This is a genomic window from Gordonia sp. ABKF26 (assembly GCF_041103195.1).
In the GTDB taxonomy this organism is placed as follows: Bacteria; Actinomycetota; Actinomycetes; order Mycobacteriales; family Mycobacteriaceae; genus Gordonia; species Gordonia terrae.
On record NZ_JBGCVZ010000003.1, the window covers coordinates 3,200,197 to 3,219,528 of the forward strand.

General features: G+C 64.4%; 11 protein-coding genes and 5 pseudogenes. 12 read left to right on the forward strand and 4 right to left on the reverse strand.

Annotation, left to right across the window (positions count from 1 at the left end; translation table 11 throughout):
* Window positions 1-6: 6 nt before the first annotated feature.
* From AB4Z55_RS14850 to AB4Z55_RS14860, 3 genes are read right to left on the reverse strand one after another with little or no spacing between them, the layout of a single operon-like run.
* A complete protein-coding gene (locus tag AB4Z55_RS14850) occupies window positions 7-6,492 on the reverse strand; it encodes a putative T7SS-secreted protein (protein WP_369519983.1) in 6,486 nt (2,161 codons plus the stop codon).
* Window positions 6,493-7,140 carry a hypothetical protein gene (locus tag AB4Z55_RS14855; RefSeq protein WP_369519984.1) on the reverse strand — a complete coding sequence of 216 codons (648 nt, stop codon included), beginning with the start codon at window positions 7,138-7,140 and terminating at the stop codon, window positions 6,493-6,495.
* Complete coding sequence (locus tag AB4Z55_RS14860) at window positions 7,137-7,529, reverse strand: SseB family protein (protein WP_369519985.1); 393 nt, start codon at window positions 7,527-7,529, stop codon at window positions 7,137-7,139. Before AB4Z55_RS14860 ends, AB4Z55_RS14855 begins: the two co-directional genes overlap by 4 nt.
* A gap of 366 nt (window positions 7,530-7,895) precedes the next feature.
* Between AB4Z55_RS14860 and AB4Z55_RS14865 the strand changes: the two genes are divergently transcribed.
* The 6 genes and pseudogenes from AB4Z55_RS14865 (at window position 7,896) to AB4Z55_RS14890 (ending at window position 11,954) form a co-directional block, all read left to right on the forward strand.
* Window positions 7,896-8,147 (forward strand): hypothetical protein, encoded by a 252-nt coding sequence (locus AB4Z55_RS14865; RefSeq protein WP_369521068.1) that lies wholly within the window; start codon window positions 7,896-7,898, stop codon window positions 8,145-8,147.
* Complete coding sequence (locus AB4Z55_RS14870; protein ID WP_369521020.1) at window positions 8,089-8,805, forward strand: DUF3558 family protein; 717 nt, start codon at window positions 8,089-8,091, stop codon at window positions 8,803-8,805. Before AB4Z55_RS14865 ends, AB4Z55_RS14870 begins: the two co-directional genes overlap by 59 nt.
* 6 nt (window positions 8,806-8,811) lie before the next feature.
* Window positions 8,812-9,339 (forward strand): annotated as a pseudogene (locus tag AB4Z55_RS14875) (uracil-DNA glycosylase); the annotation flags it as partial.
* Window positions 9,340-9,768: 429 nt separating this feature from the next.
* Window positions 9,769-10,931, forward strand: a protein-coding gene (locus AB4Z55_RS14880) for an IS3 family transposase (protein ID WP_369519986.1) whose coding sequence is annotated in 2 segments (ribosomal slippage) — window positions 9,769-10,053 and window positions 10,056-10,931 — 1,161 coding nt in all. Because the reading frame shifts where the segments join, the coding sequence is not laid out codon by codon here.
* Window positions 10,928-11,275, forward strand: a complete 348-nt coding sequence (locus tag AB4Z55_RS14885) for a hypothetical protein (RefSeq protein WP_369519987.1) — start codon at window positions 10,928-10,930, stop codon at window positions 11,273-11,275. The genes AB4Z55_RS14880 and AB4Z55_RS14885 overlap by 4 nt, the downstream gene beginning before the upstream one ends.
* A 73-nt stretch (window positions 11,276-11,348) precedes the next feature.
* Window positions 11,349-11,954, forward strand: coding sequence for a trans-aconitate 2-methyltransferase (locus tag AB4Z55_RS14890; protein ID WP_369519988.1), 606 nt, complete (start codon window positions 11,349-11,351; stop codon window positions 11,952-11,954).
* 58 nt (window positions 11,955-12,012) lie between these two features.
* Here AB4Z55_RS14890 and AB4Z55_RS14895 read toward each other — a convergent pair whose 3' ends face one another.
* Window positions 12,013-12,504 (reverse strand): nuclear transport factor 2 family protein, encoded by a 492-nt coding sequence (locus AB4Z55_RS14895; RefSeq protein ID WP_369519989.1) that lies wholly within the window; start codon window positions 12,502-12,504, stop codon window positions 12,013-12,015.
* A gap of 393 nt (window positions 12,505-12,897) precedes the next feature.
* Between AB4Z55_RS14895 and AB4Z55_RS14900 the strand changes: the two are divergent.
* From AB4Z55_RS14900 to AB4Z55_RS14925, 6 genes and pseudogenes are all read left to right on the forward strand, one after another.
* Window positions 12,898-14,169 (forward strand): annotated as a pseudogene (locus AB4Z55_RS14900) (VWA domain-containing protein).
* A gap of 94 nt (window positions 14,170-14,263) precedes the next feature.
* Window positions 14,264-14,827: pseudogene (locus AB4Z55_RS14905) on the forward strand (ADP-ribosylglycohydrolase family protein); the annotation flags it as partial.
* An 83-nt stretch (window positions 14,828-14,910) separates the two neighbouring features.
* Window positions 14,911-15,090: pseudogene (locus AB4Z55_RS14910) on the forward strand (hypothetical protein); the annotation flags it as partial.
* A 178-nt stretch (window positions 15,091-15,268) separates the two neighbouring features.
* A pseudogene (locus AB4Z55_RS14915) lies at window positions 15,269-15,595 on the forward strand (ATP-binding protein); the annotation flags it as partial.
* A gap of 289 nt (window positions 15,596-15,884) precedes the next feature.
* On the forward strand, window positions 15,885-16,853 hold the full coding sequence (locus AB4Z55_RS14920; protein WP_369519990.1) for an AAA family ATPase: 969 nt from the start codon (window positions 15,885-15,887) through the stop codon (window positions 16,851-16,853).
* A 142-nt stretch (window positions 16,854-16,995) separates the two neighbouring features.
* Window positions 16,996-19,314, forward strand: coding sequence for a S8 family peptidase (locus tag AB4Z55_RS14925; protein ID WP_369519991.1), 2,319 nt, complete (start codon window positions 16,996-16,998; stop codon window positions 19,312-19,314).
* Window positions 19,315-19,332 lie beyond the last annotated feature (18 nt).

Consider the following 19,332-nt stretch of genomic DNA (forward strand, 5'->3'; position numbering starts at 1 on the left):
GAGCAATCACTTTAGTAACCATGCCTCAGGCACATGGAAGCGTGGCGCGAATACGATCTGGTTGCCCCCTCCCAAGAGCACGCCGCCCCCGGACGGAATGCGGGTTCCGGTCGAACCCAGCTCTTGCAACTCGACTGAACCCTCGAAGAACCTGGTTCCGGCTGGAACTTCGATCGAGCTCACCGCGTTTGCTTGGTTCCCCCACTTCGGATTCAAGGCGCTGTCCATTTGCGTCTGCATTGGCCCTTGGGGCATATCTCGCGACCAGAAACCGCCGACAGGACTCTTCCCGGCGGTGTAGGCGCGGTGCAGAATCAGGGGTTCCGTTGTGATTCTCTCCGTGTACACACCTCCACGAAACGTCTGAACTGTGTCTGGTGGAAGGGGACCAACCTCGTGCGGTCCATATTTGCGTACAGTCTCCGCACCGTCGCAAGGCGTCAAGCCTGTTGGGTCGCAGTTTGACACTGGGTTCGCAGGATAGGTGTGCGGATTCGGCGCAGGCACCAACCCCAGCGGATCTGGACTTATGTAGCGCCCACTTCCGGGATGGTAGTGCCGGTACCGGTTGTAGTGAAGGCCGCTTTCCCGGTCGACGTACTGTCCGGGGAACGCCCAGGGCGTCGATGAGCCAACCCACGTGCTCTCGCCGTAGAGCGTTCTTGCCGCTTGCCCTGCGACTTCGCCGGTCAGCGGGTCAACGAGTGCGGTGGGAGCCGCGATCTGATCAGTCACGATCGCGAAGAACTCTCGATCGACCTCGGTCTGCGTCCAGTCGACCGGCTTGGACGGCGCGAACGCAGGTGTACCCAGGTTGAGGCTCACCTCCCCATCAGGGGCGCCGTCATCGAAGTCAACGCTGTCCGACGCCGTGATCGATTCGGTGCTGCGAGTTTGAGCTAAAGGCGTGTACGCATAGGGAGCGAACGTCCAGGTAGTCGCCTCAATACCATCGTTGGATTCGGCGGCCGACACTTCAGACGTCGACTCGGTCTGCTCGACCAGCTGCTCGCCGTGCCAGTGGAACCTCGTGACCGCACCGGTTGCCGTGTTCCTCTTGCTGAGGCGTCGCCCGAGATGGTCGTAGGTGTACGCCCATGTGGTCCCGTCGGGAGTGGTCACGCTGCGCAGTCGATCGTGAGCGTCCCAGACGTAATGCCACACATCGGGTTTCCGAGACAGTCGCCTACGACTCATCGAGGTGAGGCGACCGGCGGGGTCGTACCGGTACGACGTCCGGCCGTCGTCGACGAGCAGGGTGCCGGAGTATCGCCAGCGGGGACCCTTCGAGGCTCGGCTAGCGCCTCGCACCTCAGGGAACGGAGACTGGCGGCCGTTTCGCACCTCAGGGAGCGGAGACTGGCTAGCGCCTCGCACCTCAGGGAGCGGAGACTGACTGCCGTTTCGCAACTCAGGGGACGGAGGTTGGCCGGTGTCGTGCGCACCAGGAGACGTGGTCGCTGAGATCCCGTACTCGGTGATGTTGCCGGTCGCGTCGTAGGACAGTTGCTCCGAGCTGGAGACACCGACCGCCGCAGTGATCCGTCCAAGCACATCAACCTGATAGTCGGTCCGGCCTCGATCGGCGAGCGTCGTCGTCGAAGCAGTGAGGATGCCATCAGGGCGGTACGTGTACTCAGCTCGTGCGACAGTGCGTTCCGGTCCCTCGCCAGCCGCACCGCCAGACCCGAAGTTCAGCGTCGCCGGATTTGCGGAGACCGTCGCGACTGATCGACCAACGAGCCGTCCGACCGGATCCCACGACGAATCGATCGCCGTGCCCTCGAAGCGCCGACGCTGTTCGCGCCCTGTGGCGCTGGTGGTGATGTCGCAGCTACGACCCGCCGACGAGATGAAGTCCAGCACGCCGCGCGGGTCGTAGCCGTAACGCGTGTGCACTGCGGTCGGCGTCGTCACCGAAGCCAACCGGCCCGCGCCAGTCCACCCCGACGCGATCACCCAGTCGGTAGACCCGTCGTTCACTCCGGTCAGTTGCGGCAATCCCGCCGCGTTGTACGTCGAGTGCCACCGACCGAAAACGCCCGCAACACTCTCCGGCCGACCCGCGGAATCGTAGCTGTACTCAATAACCTCGCCGTCGAAGTCGGGGTTCAGCGGGTCGGAACTGCGTTCGGCAACAACACGACCGGCTGCGTCGTACTCGAACGCCACTGTCTGTCCGGCCGCATTCGTCCGCATGGCGAGCCGTCCGCTCGCGTCGTATGTGTAGGTCGTTGTCGCGTTGTTGAAGTCGGTCTCGGACTGCAACGAACCGTCAGCGTTGTAGGAGTAGCTCCACACGAGACCGTCGGGGTTGGTGACGGCGACGAGCCGGCGTGCGGTGTCGTAGGTGAACGCGGTTCGCGATCCGTCCGCGTCGACCCGCGCCACCGGCAGGTCGTAGTGGCCGTACTCCCAACGTGTGGTCGCGCCAACGGGATCAACGTAGGCGACGCAGTTGCCTTCGCCGTCGTACTCCCACCGCGACTGTCCGCCGTCGGGAGCGACGAGACTGGTCTGGTTCCCCATCGCGTCATACGCGACAACGGTTCTGGCACCCTCGGCGTCGACGACCTCGACGGGCCGTCCAAACGCGTCGTATGCAATCCGCGTCGAGTTGCCGAGGATGTCCGCGATCTCGGTCGGCAAGCCAGCCGAGTTGTTGTGGTACCGCACCACCACGCCGTCAGGATCCGTATGCGACGTCAGCGCGCCGTGTTCGTCGTAGGTGTACGACGTGACCGCGCCGGCATTGTCGGTCACCGTCAGCGGATTTCCGCTGTCGGTATAGGTGATACGCGTCGTCATCGGTCCCGGCTCGACGATCCTGTCCGGACGACCCGGACCCGCGTAATCCACTTCCGTCGCCGCGCCGTCGGGACCGACGATCCGCTCCACGTCACCGAAGACGTTGTAGTGCAACCGCGTCGACACGCCATCCGCACCGGTGAGCACCAACGGTTGCCGGCTGTCGTTGTAGTCGGTCCGGATGATCCGTCCCAGCGGATCGATCTCCTGCCGCACCCGACTGTCTGCATCGATGCCGTACAGCGTCGTCGCGCCGACGGCGTCGGTGTAGGTCGTCATCGACCCAGAACCCGCCGTCCGGAGTTCGTAATCGAACCGCCCGGACCACACTCCGTTCATGCCGGACTGGATGGTCACACGGCCGAGGTCGTCGTACCGGTTCCAGTACTCCATCCCGATCGAGTCCCGCCACCAGGTCATTCGACCCGCATCGTCGTAGCCGAAATGGGTTGTCGCACCGACGCCGTTGGTCGACGCGGCGAGATGGCCGCGGTGGTAGGTGAAGGTGCACACCTGCTGGTCGACCGGGACGCCATCCACCCCAGAGACCAGGCGGTACCCGAGGATTCGGGCGCCGTCGCACTGCACATCGACGCGATAACCGGCGGAATGCTCGACCGCCGAGGGCCTTCCGTACTCGTCGAAGACATAACGGATCCGGTTGTGATGCCGGTCGGTCATGGCGGTGACAGCGATGCTCCCGGCCGCGACGTCGACGCCGTCCAGCTCCGGAACCGGAATGAAGAACCAACTGATGAGCGTGCGCACATGGGTCAGCTGGTAGCCGTCTGTCGCGGTTGCTCGCAGTTCCCAGTCGGTGTCGTTCACGCTTCGCGACACGGAGTCCGCCTGCGGCCTGGGGAAATTCGTCATGGTGCCGTCGGCGTCGACGATGGTCACCAGATCGTCGCCGACGATGGCACGGGCGTCGAAGGTGGACGGCGTCGTCGGTCCGAGCCACCGTCCCCACCGGTAGCGGGATCGATGTCGATGAGTCAGGCGGAGCGGAAGAACTCCCGGGAGGTCGACGTCGGTCAGCGGGAGGAAGTACTCGCCCGTCGCGACATTGACCGGTTCGCCGTTGCTGCGGCACTGCTCGGGCGACTCGTTGCCCTCGCTGGTGTCGGCGCGCTCGGTCGTGCCCGCGTCCGTGCGGTCTGGGTGACCGGCGTCGTGTAGTTGGCCGGTGTCATTGTCCGGGGTGGAGTTGGTGCCGTCTGGGTGGTCGCCGTCGGGTCGGTTCGACGGTTCGGGGTCGCGCGGTGACGACGGCGCGTCCGGGCCCGCTGGCCGTGGGTTGGCCGCAGCGGGGCGTTCCGGTGTGAACGGGCGGTCCGGAATCACGGCCGGTGGGATCGGCCGATCATCGGGGCCGCTGCGAGGCGAGGGAGTGGTTTCCGGCGCGTTCCGGACGGCGGGTTCGGGCACATGATGGGTGTTCGTCGGCACCGGACGTCCGCGGTCGACGTCGCGCGGTGTGGTGGATTCTGGTGTGGTGCGCGTAGGAGGCGTGCGGTCCGGGGTGTGGTCGGAAGTGCGCGGAGGGGCCGCTGGAGCATCTGCCCGGCTCGGAGCGCCGGGACTGGCTGGCGTCGCGCCTGGCCTCGGTTGCGCGGCATCCGGTGTGGCATGCGGCGTCGACACCGGATGATGCCCGCCGACCGGCGCGATGGGCCCGGTTGCGGGTGTGTCTGCCTGGTCAGGCGTGCGTGTCGGGGTGTCGACGGTGTCGGGTCGAATTGTCGGTGCATCCGGGTGCGTCGACGGACGTGGACCAGGCGCGTCTGTGTCTGGTCGCGCATGAGGTGTCGTCGGCGTGGCTTCGTCGGCTTTTGGCGGGTGGCCGCCGGCCGGCTCGTCATGCCGTATCGGGGTCCGGTCGACGACGGGCTCGTCGGGTTTGGTCGGTGACGGTTCGTCGTGTGTTTGGTTCGGCGCTCCGTCGCCGTCGTGGTGTCCGGGGGTCGATTGGCCGGGTGAGTGGTCGCCACCGGGTGCGGCTGCGGGTGTGGTGGTGTCGCCGCGGTTGGGTCCGGGCGGGTCGTCGTCGCCCAGATTTCGCGGGACCGTCGGAGTGTCCGAGGGGCCCGGCGCCGGGGATCCCGGCCCATCCGAAACAGGCGACGGCGCAGGCTCGGGTTTCGGCGCAGGGGCCGGAGTGTCGGGACTGGGTGCGTGTGGGCCAGGACCGTCGACAGATCCGCCGGCGACGGGCTGATCCGGGGACGCTGCGTCAGACCGCGGTGCGGGCGGTTCGGGTGCTCCCCCGGCGGGCGGAGGGTCGATGGCTCCTGCCGGTGGCGCAGACGATTCGGGCGTGGGAGCCGGATTCGGCGAGCTGCCCGGAGACGGGGGCTCGGCGGCCGGAGCCTCCGGCGCGGGACCCTCGGCCCTGGGGACAGGAGGCGCGTCGTGATCGACGGGGATGTCTGGACCGTGCCGACCGGGCAGCTCGGCGCTGGGACTGGCACCAGGCGTGCTCGGCGACGACCCGTGCGGTGCGGGTGTGGGATGTGATGACGCGGGTGGCGCGTCGGGGTGATGTGACGCCGGGCTGATGTGTGGCGTCGGCGGCGTCGAAGGGACGTTGCGACTGGTCTTCATGAAGCCGGTCAACATTCCGCCGCCCTTAGGCCCCGGGGCGATCATCATGGCCGTGTTACCGATGACGTTGCCCAGCGCCTGCGACGGATCCGTCGACCATCCGGCGCCTGCGAAGCTTCGGACGAACTCGTCCGGATGCGCGACTTGGTGCACGATCCCCGTCACCATGGTTGCCGAATTACGCATGTACTGATGAGGATTGGCGACGTTGTAGGGATTCTGTGGGCTCAGCGTGTTGAGCCCTTTGACGACCTCGGTGACCGATCCGATGAGGCCCGCTTCAAAGTGGTTGAAGCCGGTGAGCCCGGCAGTCCCGACGTCGCTGGCAGTCATGCGTGCCTGGTCGAACGCAGATGGCATGGGCGGTGCCATGTTTGCAGCACCGCTGAGTTCGCCCTTGACTCCCGGGGCCGATGAGTTGCGATGGTCGCGACCGACTTTCAGGACTCGCTCCGCCTCGGCTTTGTATCCGGGCCATGGGTCGGGCCCCGGATGTGTGGGCGGGGTGTCGCGGCGGTCGTTCTTGTAGTCGTCGAGCTCGTCGTTGTAGATGTTGGCCTTGGTGACCCACTCGTCCCGTTTGCGCTCGCCCTCTTCCCAGATGCGGACGGCCTCGGCGGCCTTCTGCTGCGCGAAGGTGACGACGCCGGCCCAACCAGAGAGCGCCGCAGCCGCTTTGGCGGCGGCGTCGCCGGCTGCGAACCACTGCGGGACCTGGCGTCCAGTGGCGCCACGGAATTCCACTGCGCCGGTGCCGGACCAGTCACCGACCGAGATCCCTCGTAAACCTTCCCCCGCCGCGACGAAGTTGCCGGCAAAGCCGGTAAACTTCTCGGCGAGAGCGGTGATGCCGGGAGGGTCGCCGAGGATCAGTTCCTTGGGGTCTTTGGTGTCGTCGAGGTTCTTCTCGTCGGGCATGGCGCCCAGCGAGTTCGCGACGTCGTCGCCGAAATCCTCGACGCCGGTGGCAATGCTGTCGAGGCCGACGGCCCGCAAACCGCCGCCGAGTATCTCGGTAGCACCGTCGACCAGTCCCCCGAGCACTTCCTTGCCGCCCTCGAGGGCGTCGAAGAGGCCCATTCAGTTGGCCTCAGGCCGTGCACCCGGCCTGGTCTGAGGCCCGGCTTCCGGCGAGTCCGCGGTGAATCCGTCCCGCTCGAACCCGGCCATCGTGTCGGTGACAAGAGTCGACGGGTCGACCTGGTGGCGGGCGATGGTCTCGAGGTCCTCGATCAGTGTTCCTCTGAGTTCCTGGCCCAACTGCCGATGCGCTGCCATCTCCTCGGGCGTCAGGGCCCACTGCGGGTCGGTGATGGCGTTCTTGTTGTGCTCCCACAACTCGCCCCACGACTTGTCTTTGACATCCTCCGGCGTGAGGTTGGGGTCGCCGATCAGGTCCATCGTGAAATTCTTGAGCTGGTCGCCCGCCCATTTCTCTTCACGCTCGTAGTGACTCGCTCCGAGTCCGAGGCCTTTCGAGATCTCTGCCGCGCCGGTGACCAGCGCCCGTACGCCCCATTCCCAGCGGTCGCAGTATTCCTCGAGTCCGCTCTTGGGGTCGGCGTGTCCGATGGTGCGGCCGTCGAGGTCGAGGTCGCCGTACCCGCGACCGAGCGCGGCGCTGTAGTCCGACCCGACGCCGGTGTCGGCGAGTCCGTCGATCACGCCGTTGATGCCGGCGCTGGCCTTATCGAGGGCGCCGGGGTCGACCTTCAGATTGTCGGTCACCGGACCACCTTGCCCTGGTCGTCGTAGTAGCAGTGCGGCGTCAGCTCGCGTATTGGCGGGAACGTCATCGTCGAGGGCGTCGCGGGGTCGACGACGAGGCCGGTGGGTTCGGGCGCCTGGTCGAGGACGCGGTCGATCAGCGCGTAACCGGGAACGTCGAGGTAGCGGACCTCGTCGAGGTTCCGGTCGGTGAGTTCGGCGAATTTGCGTAGATGCTCAGGCGTCGTGAACGCCAGCATCCAAGGGATACCGGCCTCTACCAGGGTGAACAGCCGGCCTTGGAAGTCGAGAGGAACGGTGAGAGTGGCGTCCCGCAGCGCGTTGTATAGGCGAGGTGGATCGCCGAAACCGGACAAATACGCCCGCACCTCATCGACATATGTCGTCATCACCGGACTCCCCCGCAGTCATCACCGTGCCGGTTGATGCTAGATGATGAAGCCCAGGTTCTCGCGGTGGTGTCCACAGGGGACGTCAGCAAATCGCTGATCTTGTAGTTGGGTCAGCTGTGGTTTAAGGAAGAGTCGTCCGCCAACTCACAAGGCCGATGGTTGACGTTGCGACCCTGGACGCCGTACTAGTGTGTTCGTCGAGGTAGACCAATTCGCACGCCCGACAACGGGAGGAAGCCTGTGAGTACGCCCTTCGGAGACGACTCGTTGCTGCCGAGGCCCGTCCCGGACATGCCAACGAGTCCGCACGGGCCCGCTACTGTTCTGCGTTCGGATCGTGCAGCTTGGGAACGTCGTGCGACGGTGGCCACCGAGGCCGCGCGCGACCTAGCCGCGGCTTTCAACAGCCTGAAAGAGATCGATTCATATAACTATTTCGGCGATTGTGTCGAAGGCGATAGCTTTTTTAAAGCGTTGTCGGGCGCGCTCGCGCGACTGTCCTTACAAATCGACGATAATCTCGCAACTGCGCGCATTTTAGCTACCCAATGCAATGATGCTTCGTGGCGAATCTCGTCTACCGACTCTGAAAGCGCTACGGATATTGAAACGTAGAGCTGCGATCTCGCAGGTAATCCGATTGCTTGTAATCGCAGGCGCGCCTTGCCTGGTGGCATCATGTGCTGTATCGGGAACTCCGCTTGCTGACGAGGTTGCGGTTAGCTCATCGATGTCCGAGTCCGTAGATCCGCACACCAAAATCAGGCAAACCGACGATCGTGGACGTGCTCTCCCGTTCGAGAATAAGTTTCCTAATCGCTGGAGTATAAATAACAATGGCACTACATATGAGCCATGCACCTACGTGAGTAACGTCACGCTTTCTCGATTCGGACTGAATTCCGATTCAGTTGAGGATGCAGCACTATCCGACTTTCAAACTGCGCGTGGATGCCGGTGGTACTACTTTGATGACTCTCTTTCGTCGCTCAGTCAGTCAGTCGGCAACTTGGTGCGACCCGGCTTGGGCCTTCAGGGCCACAAGGACCGGATCTCCATCGCTTTCGACTTGCTACCCGACATCGAGGTTGCGGGAAGGACTGTCATACGAGGGTCGAAAGGTCAAGGAAGCTGTTCAGTCTTCGTCCGATCCGGCGATGCGGTCGTCGGAACCTCTGTCAGCAGGTTCGATATAGTCCGACCGCCGACTGCTGAAGTTTGCAACACAGCTGTTGAGTTCCTTCGCGCAACGATTGCCGATATTCCCCTGTAGCAGACGCGATTGAGCGGTGCCGAAGGACGACACCTAGGCGAGGTTCCGTATGTGGACCCCGACACAGGCGGTGTCAACGCCCGCATGCTCGTGCTCTTGGACAATCCGTCGACTAAGGCCGAATCGACCGGCGGCTCGGGCCTTTTGAGTTTGGACAACAACGACCGGATCGCACGGAACTGCCGAGAGGCGTATGCGCGCCACGGAGTCGACTGGGGCGATGTCGTCCACTGGAATGTGGCGCCGTTCCCGGTTGCCGGTTTGAAGAACGGTTGATCGACCACGGCGGAGCGGGCGCGCGGGGCCCGTTGGGCGCGGGAAGCGGTAAGTCTTCTCCCGAATCTCGAGATCGTCCTGCTTCTCGGTGGTTCCGCTCGCGATGGTTGGCGTCGTGCATCCATTACGCGCGTCGGCAACTACGTGCCGGCAGGCAAGATTCCGCACTGTTCGATGCGCGGCTTGAACACCGCGGGCGGGCGCGAGCGGTTCGAAGCCGCGATAGCCGACGTATCGACGAGACTCATGCTGGCCTGAGCACCCACCTGGAACGGATGAGGACTGCGGTGACGTTCTGCCACGGCGTGCAGTCGCAGCTTCGGGACGCCTACACGGTTCCGACCAGCATGGGCCAATGCGCTGTGCAGCAGAATCTCTCGCTGCCGCCGAACCGCCCTATTGTCATCGCATGACGACTGACACGCATGGTGCGCAACGAGTGTTACGAACACGCTCCGCGTCCACACCGTCCACGGTGTGGCTAGCCACCGGACTGATGATCACCGGAGCAAGCATCCAGCTCATCGGCATGTTCCACGCGCTGTCGTTGGTCGACGCAGTCAGGGAGAAGCACGTCTGCGGCAGTCCGTTCGCCTCAGTGACGGATCGACTTATCGGAGGGGACTGCTGCACGAATAGGTGACATCTGATCTGGCTTGCCTTCGAGCGGTCGGGAAGGATGTAGCTGTGCCCAAGCCGTACCCCCAGGAGTTCCGAGACGATGTGATCCGGGTGGCTCGTGATCGTGGCGAAGGAGTCACGATCGAGCAAGTCGCCAACGACTTCGGTGTGCACCCGATGACGCTGCACAAGTGGATGCGACGCGCGAATATTGATGAGGGCCGCAGCCCTGGCGTGACCTCGACCGAGTCCGCTGAACTGCGCGAGGCCCGTAAGCGGATCCGCCTGCTTGAGCAGGAGAACGAGGTGCTGCGTCGAGCGGCGGCGTATCTGTCGCAGGCGAACCTGCCGGGAAAAGGCTCTACCCGCTCGTGAAAGAGCTCGCCGCCGACGGGATTGCCGTGGCGGTGTCGTGTCGGGTACTTCAGCTCTCGCGCCAGCCCTACTACCGGTGGCTGACCAGCCCGGTCACCAATGCCGAGCTGGCCGCGGCGTATCGGGCGAATGCCCTGTTCGAAGCCCACCGTGAGGACCCAGAGTTCGGTTACCGATTCTTGGCCGGCGAGGCCGCCACGACCGTCGGAGCAATGTGCGAGCGGACCGCGTGGCGGATCTGCCGCGACAACGCCTGGTGGTCGGTGTTCGGCAAGAAACGAGGTCGTAACGGCCGACGATCCGGGCCGCCGGTCCACGACGATCTGGTCCAGCGCGACTTCACCGCCGAGGAGCCAAATCGGTTGTGGCTCACTGATATCACCGAGCATCACACCGGTGAGGGCAAGCTCTATCTGTGTGCGATCAAGGACGTGCACTCCGGGCGGATCGTCGGCTACAGCGTCGATTCGCGGATGAAGTCCCGACTGGCCGTGGCGGCGTTGCACAGCGCGGCGGCTCGTCGTGGTGAGGTGGCCGGCTGCATCGTTCACTCGGATCGAGGGTCGCAGTTCCGATCGCGAAAATTCGTACACGCCTTGAACACTCATGGACTCACGGGGTCGATGGGCAAGGTCGGAGCGTGCGGGGACAACGCAGCTATGGAGAGCTTCTTCGCGCTGCTGCAACGCAACGTGCTCGACCGCCAACGCTGGGACACCCGTGAACAGCTACGGATCGCAATCGTCACCTGGATCGAACGGACCTACCACCGCCGGCGACGGCAAGTCCGCCTCGGCCGGTTGACGCCTGTCGAGTTCGAAGCGATGATCAACACAGCCGCTGCCGCGGCATGACACCCAACCTGTCACCTATTCGTGCAGCAGTCCCGAGCTCTGACGCACTCGATGTCGCGAGCGAGACCGGGACCAACGTCGCGACCGGTTTGATCGTCGCGTCCTGCCTCGCACTCGCCGGACTCTGGCTGTTGCTTGCGTACGCCAACCTGCGCGGTTTCCGCTGGGCACGCGTGGCGGCCACCGTCATCGGCGCGGTAGGCATCGTCTCCGGGATCATTTCCGTAGCAACCTATGACAGGTCAGTGACCAGCACGCTCGACGTCCTGCTGTTGGTCATCGAAGTCGCCGTACTGAGTCTCCTTTGGCATCCGCGTTCAGCGCCCCACTTGCGCCAGAAGTGACCTGACAGTCGGCCAACGCCCCGCTGCGTTTCGGCACGGTCGATGCTTCCGGCGCGTTTGGCAGAATGCGGGCATGGTCGAACAGAGCATCTGGATGCAGAAGTCCGCCGCGGATCCTAACCACTCCAGCTGGTACGTCGAACGCTTCCGCACCCTGGCGCGCGAGGGCAACGACCTGGTCGGTGAGGCTCGGCTCCTCGATGCGATGGCGTCGCGTGGGTCCCGCATCCTCGACGCCGGGTGTGGTCCGGGACGGGTGGGCGGGTACCTCGCCGAGGTCGGACATGATGTCGTCGGCGTCGACGTCGACCCGGTCCTCATCCAGGCCGCCGAAGAAGACCACCCAGGCCCACGTTGGCTGGTGAACGACCTCGCCGAACTCGACCTCCCCGCCCGCGGCATCGACGAACCGTTCGACCTCATCGTCTCGGCCGGCAACGTGATGGCGTTCCTCGCGCCGAGCACCCGTGTCACCGTCCTCGAGCGGTTGCGCGCACATCTGCGCGACGACGGCCGCGCAGTGATCGGCTTCGGTGCCGGCCGGGACTACGCATTCGACGAATTCCTCGAGAACGCAGCCACCGCCGGGTTCGCTCAAGATCTGCTCCTGGAATCCTGGGACGTCCGGCCGTTCACCGACAAGTCGGAGTTCCTCGTGGCGGTTTTGCGGCCCGCATAGAGGTCACCTGCTTGGCATCTGTAATGCCAACCGTCAAGAGCTATGAGCGACACCCGAATCAGCCGTCTGCGGTCCCGAACGTCCCCTCAGTGATCTCCACGTCAGGTGACAGTGGCTGCTGCAGCCGCCAGCGTTCAGTCAGCTTCGACGCGGCGATCTTCCACTTGCCGTCTTCGACGACGTACTCGTCGTCGTACTCCCCCAGCATGACCGTCTCGGTCCGGTCGAGCAGGTTCACCTGTCGGAAGCGCAACGACCACCGCCCCGTCGCAGTCGTATCGCTGGAGAGGGTGATGTCCGGATGCATGCCGTGGTGCATGTCGAGGATGGCGAACCGGTCGTCGACCTTGTGCAGAGCGACCCGCCGAAAGATGTCCGTCAGGGCGTCGGCATCGTCGAAGCTGCCCATCGGCCCGTAGTCGATCCGCGCGCCGGTGCGCACGAAGCAGCCGCGAAATGCGTCCGCGTCTTTGGCATCTGACGCTCGCCAGTAGCGGTACTTGAGTCGCTCGATCGCAGCGACGTGATCATGCTCCGAATCAGTCGTCATCGTCATCCGTTCTCAGCTGCACAGGCCCGCCCGCGGTCCGCTCGGGCGTCAGGGGCAGCCTAAGTCCGATCGCACCAACCTGAACCGGATTCGCGGACACCGCCAGGCTGGTCTGCGGGAGGCAGCGTTCGCCCCGAAGATTCGGGACACTACGCGAGTTGGGGCACGTTGGCCCCGCGGACGCCAGAACGGTGCGGCGTCATCCCGCAGTCGCAAGGCGGACCGAAATTGTCGGTGGTCGATGCGATCATCAGTGAGTCATGAGGGGTTCTCGCCCCAGATCTGCGTTCGCCGTCAAAGCCTTACCGCCGTCGCGCTCCCGCACCACGAGCAGCGTCGTCGCCTCGGCTTCGGTGACAACACGATCGAGGCGGGTTGGAGGAAGGAAGACGGATGAAACTCTCTGCTGCGCTCGATGTCGAGGTCGTCGCCCACGAAGCCGCCGACGAGGTGACCGTGCTGCTCGAACTGCAGGCACCGGCCGGTCCTGTCACGGACCGGACACCGACAGCGTTCCAGGTCGTGCTCGACCGGAGCGGGTCGATGTCGGGCGCTCCCCTGGCCGGCGCACGCAAAGCACTCACGAGCGTGGTCGCCCAACTCGACCCGACCGATGTGTTCGGGCTGGTTACGTTCGACGACTAGGCCGACGTCGTGGTCCCCGCCGGTCCTCTCACAGACAAGCAACGCGCGACCGATGCCGTTGCTGGCATCGACGCCGGGGGCCTCACCGACCTGTCGTCGGGCTACCTACGCGCACTGCAGGAGCTGCGACGCGGAACTACCGCGGCAGGTATTCGAGGCGGGACCGTGCTGATCGTCAGCGATGGTCACGTGAATCAAGGCATTCAAGACGTCGACGCCCTCGCCGGCGTCACCGCGAAAGCTGCCGCTGACGGCATCGTCACGTCGACGCTCGGTTACGGCCGCGGGTACGACGAAACGCTGCTGTCCGCGATGGCGAAGGCGGGCAACGGTAACCACGTCTTCGCCGACGACCCGGATGCTGCCGGTGCGGCAATCGCTGGTGAGGTGGACGGGTTGCTGGCCAAATCGGCTCAGGCCGTCACCCTGACCGTGCGTTTCGTACCGCAGGTGCAGAAGCTGGCTCTGTACAACGACCTTCCGGTCCACCAGACCGCTGAGCGCGAGCTGATGATCGAGCTCGGTGACCTGCACGCGCTGGAGGAGCGAAAGCTGTTGCTGCAGATGAAGGTCGACGGGCTTGTCGCGCTCGGGGTCACACAGGTTGCCGACCTGGAGTTGCGCTACGTAGAAACGGCCACGTTGACCGAGCACACGGTGACGCTGCCCATTTCGGTCAACGTGGTGCCGGGCGACGAGCTGGGTGATCGGATACCCGATCCGAAGGTGCAGTCCGAGAAGCTCTACCAAGAAGGTCAGGCCGAGAAGCTGGATGCCTCGCGTGCCTTCGAGCGTGGCGACCTCGCGACCGGCCAAGATGCGCTCCGGCGCGCGCGGGCACGGCTGGCGGAAGCCGCCAATTTGAGCTCGCCGGACGACCGTGGCGCGATCAATGCCGATTTGCGGGCGCTTCGCGCTCTGGCGTTCAGACTGCATGAGTCTGGCGCAGCCTACGTTTCGAAAGCAACCCGAGACTCGTACCACATGTCCAACCGGAAGCGTGGCCGGCGCCGGGACTGAGCTCGTCCTCTATGACACTGTCCCCAGGTTCTGCCCTCAACGCCGACGACTCACCGCGCCGAGCGCGACTGAACTCTTCACCAGGAGGAACGATATGCACCTCACCACCGCCCAACTCGACCGCGCCGCAGGTGTTCTCCTCGGGACAGCCGCTGGTGATGCGCTCGGCGTTCCGTACGAGTTCGAGTCCCGCGTCCTGCGCGGCGACGAGGCGCCCCAGATGCTCGGCGGAGGTCTAGGCGACTTCGCTCCCGGCGAATGGAGTGACGACACGTCCATGGCGATGGCGATCGCCGACGTCGCGGCGACCGGTGCCGACCTCACCACGGACGAGGCGCTTGACGCTATCGCCGACAACTTCCTGCGCTGGTTCGACGGCGGCCCGGCCGATATCGGCATCCAAACCCGCGCTGTTCTGAGCGCGACGAGGCGTCGGCTCAGCGGCGGTGGACTCGGCGCGGGCGCGATCATGCGCGAGGAGGCGAACGCCTACGCCGAGCAGCACCCGCACTCGGCCGGCAACGGTGCGTTGATGAGAACCGCACCCGTCGCGCTCGCGCACCTCGACGATCGGGACGCCCTAGCCGACGCCGCGCGGCTGGTGGCCGGACTCACCCACGCCGATCCCCTCGCCGGTGATTCGTGTGTCTTGTGGTGCGAGGCGATCCGGGTGACGGTTCTGGACGGCAAGTTCGACGTCCGCGCCGGACTCGACCTACTACCCGACGAGCGAGTCGACCAGTGGTTGGCCCGACGCGGCTGCTTCGGAGCCTCCGAAGTCGTTCTCGCCGAACGGGTTCACTTACCGCACTTCAATCGGCGGCCGCGGCCATCACGCAGGCCCCGATCCCCGACGCGATGCCGTGCCGTCACCTGCAGAGTGCGCTCGACACCGCAATCCGCGTCGGCAACGACACCGACACCGTGGCCGCGATCGCCGGCGGTCTTCTCGGCGCCCGGTGGAGTGCGAGTGCGGTCCCGTGGTTCTGGAGTCGTGCCGTGCACGGTTTGCCCGAGCGCGACGGGCGTCCCAGCGACTCGCGCGACTTGGTGGCGCTGGCGACGTTGGCGGTCCGCGGTGGCGAACCCGATGACAAGGCTGGCCGCCCGCTGCCAAAGCCGCCGTCGAGGGACGCTGGGCGATCTGCATGCGGTTCTTCGCCGGCCCGACACTGCTGGTCATCGACGAACTCGGCTACCTACCGTTGCCCGTCGAAGCAGCCACGGCACTGTTTCAGGCTGCGGCACAACGATATTTGAAACTAGCATCGTCATCACCATCAACCGATCAGTGGCCGAATGGGGCCAAGTCCTCGGCGACACCACCGTCGCCGCTGCAATGCTCGACCGGCTACTGCATCGCTCCGTCGTCCTCAAACTCGACGGCGATTCCTACCGCCTGCGCGACCACCACGCACGCTCCCAGAACCAGCGCATTGCGGCCGCACGAGTCCGACGAACGCTAGAGTACGAGTCACCTACAGGTGTGGAATTTCAACGAGCGCACCTAGGGAGAATCGATGAGCCTCGTTCACAATCACCGCCGAAGGGGTTTAAGCGGTGTGCGTGCGCTCCGGGGCGGGATCGGCGTTTGTTCAGGCGAAGCCCAGCTGAGAGTTACGAGCGCAACATGGGATCGACCGCGGGTACGCCCAGGGATGTCGGGACCGTAGCATTAGTTACCACGGTGAACCTGGCGGCGAGACGGAGATGCGATGGCGGGGTTGGGTGAGCACATCACCGCGATGATTCGTAACCACGCGGCTGGTGACGACGCCGCGTTCTACTCGATTGCCCTTCAGATCGCGGCGCGGGAGGCACGGCAGGGGCACCACGTGCTTGCGAAGAACATCAAGAACGCTGTGGAGGCCTCTCGCGAGCGAGCCCCACTCTCGACGGTGAGCAGTCTTCCTCGGGTACGTGGCGACATAGGTGAACTGGTCGAGGTCTCGCATCCGTCCGTTCCGCTCAAAGAACTCGTAGCGCCAGCAGACCGTCTTGCCCAGATTAAACAAGTTCTCGCCGAGCAGCGTCAACGCAAGAACCTGCTTGATCACGGGTTCACTCCTGCACATCGCCTCCTCTTGGAAGGGCCGCCGGGGACCGGCAAGACAATGACTGCGTCGGTGATTGCCACGGAGTTAGGTCTACCGCTCTACACCGTGCGTCTCGACGGGTTGCTGAGCAAGTACATGGGCGAGACCGCGTCGAAGCTGAGGTTGGTTTTCGACGTCGTTGCAGCTGAACGGGCGGTGTATCTCTTCGACGAGTTCGATGCTCTCGGCGCAGACCGCTCGGGGAACGATGTGGGGGAAGCTCGCAGAATCCTCAACTCGTTCCTTGTGTTCTTGGAGGACTCTAGTCCGGAGTCGATCGTTATCGCCGCCACCAACCATCGATCGATCCTTGATCGCGCGCTGTTCCGCCGATTTGACGCTGTCCTCGTTTACTCTTTGCCAGATGCGCGACAGGCAACGGCGGTGATGCGGGCACGTCTCGGCTCGCTCGTCGACAAGTCGAGTCTCACAAAGCTTGGCGAGTACACCAACGGGCTTAGCCACGCCGATCTAGTCAAGGCCGCTGAGAACGCGGCGAAGGCGGTACTGATGCGCGGACAGTCTGTGGTCCAACGCGACGACCTCATCGCTGCATTGAACCTCCGTCGATCGGCCAGCCTTGACTGACGCCGGCCGGACCCGGGATCACCTTTACGTCCCGCGGTCCGCGGCGTCAGAGCCCTTTAGCCGGTACTCCGGTCCGGGAGGGGGCGGTTCGAAGGCGCGAGATGTCGACCGAGCTGCGCATGGCGCGGCTCTGAATAAGGACTTGGAGGACTCGTTCGACGCCGCTACCGAGGATCGCGCGGCGCTGGAACTCTCTGGTGATGAGCTCGCGGCTCAGGGGACGATCATCGTCCTGGAGGGTGTCGATGCAGCCCACCCACTCAAAGTGGACTCGCTCAATCAGATCACTCGGCATACGAAGCGACCGAAGCAGCCGCGGTGGCTGCTGCTGTCGGTTCGCCCGGGATCTGACACCGAACCGGAGCGAGCAACGGTGTGGGTGTCCGACAAGCATCGTGCCGGTTTTCTGAAGCTGTTCGAAGACTTTCGCGACGGGGAAGTGACCCTTACGGGTCAGCCGAAGAACCGTGAGCTGGTAGCGAACATCTCTCGGATTCGGCAGGCAGTTCTGCTGGATCTGTGGACATCAGATGGAGCCCCTCCCGAGAGGGGAGTTCACTGGTGGGAAATCTGGCTAGACACGTCCGGTGGCAACGTGCAAGCGCTGGACGGGTACGCCCAAGTGCATGAGTTGAGAACGCTGCGTCGATCTGTCCGCTTCCGCGACCGCCTGGTTGTCTGGGTCGAAGCGACGTGGGCACAGCTTCAACCGCTACCGTTCACCGCGGTACCGCTAGCGGAGATTCGTCGCCCCGAGTTCATCGAAACGATCGAGGATCTGCCCGCCGCCGAGCAGGACGAGTACGTCACCGACCTGGCGCAGCGGACGACCGCCGCTAAGAACGATGCTCCGGCTGTATGTCACCTAGACACCGGGGTACTCCGCACCCACGTACTTCTTGAAGACTCGCTTGATCCGGATGACCTACACACTGTGATCGGAGTGAGCGGTTCCGACGTGAGCTCATTCGGGCACGGAACGTCGATGGCAGGTCTCGCCCTATTTGGCGATCTCGATGCTGCACTACAGGGAAACGACCCGATCTTACTTCGGCATCGACTGGAATCAGTTCGACTGATGCCCGGTCCCGGTGAAACCGCAACCGACCACCTGGACTTCGGCAGCGCTACTGTGCAAGCAGTCGCGCTTCCCGAGATCACCCGCAGCAGGCGCAGAGTCTTCGCTCTGACTCTCAGCGCGGAGCCGGACAATCCAGGGGAACCGACCCTGTGGTCCGCAGCAGTCGACGCACTCGCGGTCGGCACAGAGTCCGGCCGAGATGGAGATGAGTTCCAACTCGTATCGGAGCCCGACCCCGACGCGTCGCGGTTGATAGTCGTCGCTGCTGGCAACGTCGGGGACTACGCGAGCAACTACGCGGACAACTGCGATCTATCGCCCATAGAGGACCCTGCGCAAGCGTGGAACGCACTTACCGTCGGTGCTCACACCGAGCTGGTTGAGGCCCCGCAGCATCCGCAGTACAGCGGATGGACTGTGCTCGCCGGTTCCGGTGAGCTTTCACCCCACAGCCGCACGTCGATGATGTTCCGGCATCGGCACACGCCTGTGAAGCCTGACATCTGCATGGAGGGCGGCAACGTTCTCACCGACGGTGCTGGCCTGTTCGAGGACAAACTGCCGATCCTCTCGTTACGGTCAACTGGCGCGGCCAATAGCACCGCCATGACGTCCGCGAACGCAACCAGCGCTGCGACCGCCCAGGCTGCTCGGCTGGCTGCGCTCGCAATGGACCGCTACCCGGACTATTGGCCGGAGACTGTGCGCGGCCTGCTGACGCACGAAGCTGAGTGGACGTCCGCGATGGCCGACGCCGTGACCGGGACTAGTGGCCGCAGGAAGCGGTTGGAACAGCTCCGCCGATTTGGTTGGGGAGTTCCTACCGAGGACTCAGTGCTCAACTCCTCAAGTCGCGCGGTGACGCTGGTTACTCAGGACCAGTTCATTCCGTTCGAGGGAATGGAATACAGCTCACGGCGCTTCCGCGTGCACACTCTTCCCTGGCCCTCAGAGGCGTTGTCGGAGCTGGGGGATCACACCGTTCGCCTCCGAGTAACCCTCTCCTACTTCATCGAGCCGTCTGCCTCCCGCAGAGGTTGGAGGCAGAAATATGCCTACGCGTCGCATTCCCTTCGCTTCGACCTGCAGGGTGCACTTGAAACTCGCAGAGAATTCATCGATAGGGTGAACCGGAACGCTGAGGCACAGGAAGGCAGACAGTCGGCTTCCGCCGCGACGACATCTGACCGGTGGCTATTAGGCGAGATGCAGAGGACTCTCGGCTCGCTGCATCAGGATGAGTGGACCGGAACCGGTGCAGAACTAGCACAGTGCAACTCAGTCGCAATTTATCCAATCGGCGGATGGTGGAAGAACAACAAGCGCCGCGACAGACTAGATGTCATTTGCCACGGCTATGGGACCGCCGTGTTGCCATGAGGATGGGACCACCGTGGC

Excerpts from the sequence above, each read along its gene's own strand:
- AB4Z55_RS14850 (WP_369519983.1), bottom strand. The coding sequence starts at position 6,492 with ATGGGCCTCTTCGACGCCCTCGAGGGCGGCAAGGAAGTGCTCGGGGGA.
- AB4Z55_RS14860 (WP_369519985.1), bottom strand. The coding sequence starts at position 7,529 with ATGACGACATATGTCGATGAGGTGCGGGCGTATTTGTCCGGTTTCGGC.
- AB4Z55_RS14870 (WP_369521020.1), top strand. The coding sequence starts at position 8,089 with ATGCTTCGTGGCGAATCTCGTCTACCGACTCTGAAAGCGCTACGGATA.
- AB4Z55_RS14885 (WP_369519987.1), top strand. The coding sequence starts at position 10,928 with ATGACACCCAACCTGTCACCTATTCGTGCAGCAGTCCCGAGCTCTGAC.
- AB4Z55_RS14890 (WP_369519988.1), top strand. The coding sequence starts at position 11,349 with ATGGTCGAACAGAGCATCTGGATGCAGAAGTCCGCCGCGGATCCTAAC.
- AB4Z55_RS14895 (WP_369519989.1), bottom strand. The coding sequence starts at position 12,504 with ATGACGACTGATTCGGAGCATGATCACGTCGCTGCGATCGAGCGACTC.
- AB4Z55_RS14920 (WP_369519990.1), top strand. The coding sequence starts at position 15,885 with ATGGCGGGGTTGGGTGAGCACATCACCGCGATGATTCGTAACCACGCG.